At 64.4% G+C, this 2,728-nt stretch carries 5 protein-coding genes; 3 read left to right on the top strand and 2 right to left on the bottom strand.

Annotated features, from left to right (window positions below; genetic code table 11):
• From Q0C59_RS19540 to Q0C59_RS19530, 3 genes are all read left to right on the top strand, one after another.
• A partial coding sequence (locus Q0C59_RS19540; RefSeq protein WP_291218721.1) for an RsmD family RNA methyltransferase occupies window positions 1–486 on the top strand: 486 nt, incomplete at its 5' end.
• Between the two features lie 36 nt (window positions 487–522).
• Window positions 523–1,041: a pantetheine-phosphate adenylyltransferase gene (gene coaD, locus Q0C59_RS19535; RefSeq protein WP_291218719.1), complete on the top strand. Its 519-nt coding sequence runs from the start codon at window positions 523–525 to the stop codon at window positions 1,039–1,041.
• A gap of 16 nt (window positions 1,042–1,057) precedes the next feature.
• Entirely contained in the window at window positions 1,058–1,366 is a 309-nt protein-coding gene (locus Q0C59_RS19530) for a YfhL family 4Fe-4S dicluster ferredoxin (protein ID WP_291218717.1), read from the top strand.
• Here Q0C59_RS19530 and pth read toward each other — a convergent pair.
• Complete coding sequence (gene pth / locus Q0C59_RS19525) at window positions 1,306–1,974, bottom strand: aminoacyl-tRNA hydrolase (RefSeq protein WP_291218714.1); 669 nt, start codon at window positions 1,972–1,974, stop codon at window positions 1,306–1,308. The two genes, Q0C59_RS19530 and pth, sit on opposite strands and share 61 nt — an antisense overlap.
• 91 nt (window positions 1,975–2,065) lie before the next feature.
• Window positions 2,066–2,695, bottom strand: a complete 630-nt coding sequence (locus Q0C59_RS19520) for a 50S ribosomal protein L25/general stress protein Ctc (RefSeq protein ID WP_291218712.1) — start codon at window positions 2,693–2,695, stop codon at window positions 2,066–2,068.
• Window positions 2,696–2,728 lie beyond the last annotated feature (33 nt).

Genomic DNA, 2,728 nt, shown 5'->3' with positions numbered 1-2,728 from the left:
TCGCGCGTGCGCGAAACCTTGTTCAACTGGCTGGGCCAGGATCTCACCGGCCTGCGCTGTGTGGACGCCTTTGCCGGTACCGGGGCGCTGGGCCTGGAAGCCGCTTCGCGCGGTGCGGTGGAGGTGGTGCTGGTCGAGCAGGACAGCGCCTTGCTCGCCAACCTCAGCCGCACCGTGACCAAGCTCAAGGCCACCGGCGTGCGCGTGGAGCGCGGTGATGGTGTGGCCGCGCTGCGCCAGCGCGCCGGGCAGGGCTTTGACGTGGTGTTTCTCGACCCGCCGTTTGCCGATGCGCAGAACGAAACCCTGGTGCTTTCGGCCCTTGCCGCCGCGCGCCAGGCCATCGGTGTTGAGGGCCTCGTGTACCTGGAGGCGCCGCGCCCCTGGCTCGACGATGAACTCGCCACGCTGGGTCTTCAGTTACACCGCCAAGGCAAGGCGGGCGCGGTGGCCTTTCACCTGTTGCGGCCTTTGCCCGCGCAGTGAGCGGGCACTGACAGCCCCGCGCGCATAATTCCCGCCATGGCTTCCGACCTTTCCCTGTCCTCGAAACAGCCCCGCGTGGCGGTGTACAGCGGCACCTTCGACCCGCTCACGCTGGGCCACGAAGACGTGGCGCGACGCGCTGCGCTGCTGTTCGACGAGGTGATCATCGCGGTGGCCATCGCCCACCACAAGAAGACCCGCTTTTCATTGCAGCAGCGGCTGGACATGGCGGCCGAAGCGGCGGCGCGCATGCCCGGCCTGGTGCGTGTGCTGCCGTTCGACGGTCTCATCATGGATTTCTGCCGCCAGCAAGGCGCGTGCGCCGTGGTGCGTGGGATCCGCAACCTCACCGACTTCGACTATGAAGCGCAGATGGCCGCGATGAACCGCAAGCTCAACCCGGCGGTGGAGACGGTGTTCCTGTTGCCGCAGGCCGATCTGCAGTGCATCTCCAGCACCCTGGTGCGCGAGATTTCTCAGCTCGGCGGGGATGTGTCGCAGATGGTGAACGCCAATGTGGGCGCGAACCTCAAGCCTGCGCCACTGCAAGCTTGAGCCGGGAGCGATTGCCATGGCCCTGCTGATCACCGACGAATGCATCAACTGCGATGTCTGCGAGCCCGAATGCCCGAACCAGGCCATTTACATGGGCGAGGAGATCTACGAGATCGATCCGTCGCGCTGCACCGAGTGCGTGGGCCATTTCGACGAGCCGCAGTGTGTGCAGGTGTGCCCGGTGAGCTGCATTCCGATCCACCCGGACCACATCGAATCGCGCGAGACGCTCTGGCAGAAGTACCAGCGTCTGCAAAAAGCCGGTCAGCCCTTGTCGGCAGCCGGTGACGTGCCTTCGCCCGCTGCGCCTTCAACAGGCTCTTGATCGGCCTTGGCCAGACGAGGGGGTTTGGGCCTCGGCGGCTTGCTGGTGTGGATCAGCCCGGTGGCTTTGTCCATCTCGCCGGCGATCAACTGCGGCAAGGCCTTGAGACTGCGGTCCAGCGCCTGGGCAATCGCAATACGGTCGTCGGGCGAAGGCTTCTTCAGTACCCAGTTGGCCACTTCGTTCTTGTTGCCGGGGTGGCCGATGCCCACGCGCAGGCGCCAGTAGTCGGGGCTGCCCAGTTGGGCGTGGATGTCGCGCAGCCCGTTGTGGCCGGCATGTCCGCCGCCCTTCTTGAGCTTCACCTCACCGGGCGGCAGATCCAGCTCGTCGTGAACCACCAGCACCTCTTCGGGCGCGATCTTGAAGAAGCGCGCCACCGATGCCACCGACTTGCCCGAGAGGTTCATGAAGGTCTGCGGCTCCACCAGCCAGACGCTCTGACCGGCCACGTTCGCGCGTGCCACCAGGCCAAAGTGGCCCCGTTCCATCTGCAGCGAAGTCTTGAGCAGGCGCGCGGCCTCGTCCACCCACCAGAAGCCGGCGTTGTGGCGCGTGTGTTCGTAGTCCGGGCCCGGGTTGCCCAGGCCGGCGATGAGTTTGATCATGGAGTGGGATTATCGGCAGGTGCAGGAGGCTGAATGCAAAACGGCCCGCCAAGGCGGGCCGTTTCAAGGCAGTCATCGGTCCGAAGACAGATTACTTCTTCTTGCCCTTGGCGCCTTTTTTGTCTTCGACAGGTGCGGCGACAACAGCCACCACCACGTCTTCAACCGGCTCCACCACGGTGGCGATGGTCAGGTTTTTGCGGCCGTGCATCACCAGCTTGATGCCCTTGGGCAGCTTGATGTCGCCGGTGTGGACCGTGCCGCCCTTGACGACTTCGCCCAGGTCGATGGTGATGTTCTCGGGCAGCTGAGTGGCCAGGCACTCGATCTCGATTTCGGTCATCACGTGGTTGATCACGCACTTGTCGGTCTTGACCGCAGGCGAGTTCTCTTCGTTGATGAAGTGCAGGGGCACCTTCTTGTGCAGACGGGTCTTGTCGTTCACGCGCTGGAAATCCACGTGCAGCACGAGCGGCTTGTACGGGTGGTACTGCACATCGCGCAGCAACACTTTTTGCACCGAGCCGGCCACGTCCATCTCGAGGATGGAGGAGTGGAACGCTTCCTTCTTGAGGGCGTGCCACAGGGCGTTGTGATCGAGTTCGATCGTGGCGGCGGGTGTTTCACCACCAAAAACGATACCGGGCGTGCGGCCGGTGTTGCGGAGACGGCGGCTCGCACCCGTACCCTGCTTGGCGCGCTCAAAAGCGACGAATTGCATAACTGACTCCTGTGGAGGGGTTCCGCGACCAGA

It is taken from the genome of Hydrogenophaga sp. (genome assembly GCF_022844385.1).
Lineage (GTDB): Bacteria > Pseudomonadota > Gammaproteobacteria > Burkholderiales > Burkholderiaceae_C > Hydrogenophaga.
This window is presented reverse-complemented; position numbering and strand designations above follow the sequence as displayed.

What these genes read in the sequence shown, in the direction of transcription:
- Q0C59_RS19530 (WP_291218717.1), top strand. Translation starts at nt 1,058, where the DNA reads ATGGCCCTGCTGATCACCGACGAATGCATCAACTGCGATGTCTGCGAG.
- Q0C59_RS19520 (WP_291218712.1), bottom strand. Translation starts at nt 2,695, where the DNA reads ATGCAATTCGTCGCTTTTGAGCGCGCCAAGCAGGGTACGGGTGCGAGC.
- coaD (WP_291218719.1), top strand. Translation starts at nt 523, where the DNA reads ATGGCTTCCGACCTTTCCCTGTCCTCGAAACAGCCCCGCGTGGCGGTG.
- pth (WP_291218714.1), bottom strand. Translation starts at nt 1,974, where the DNA reads ATGATCAAACTCATCGCCGGCCTGGGCAACCCGGGCCCGGACTACGAA.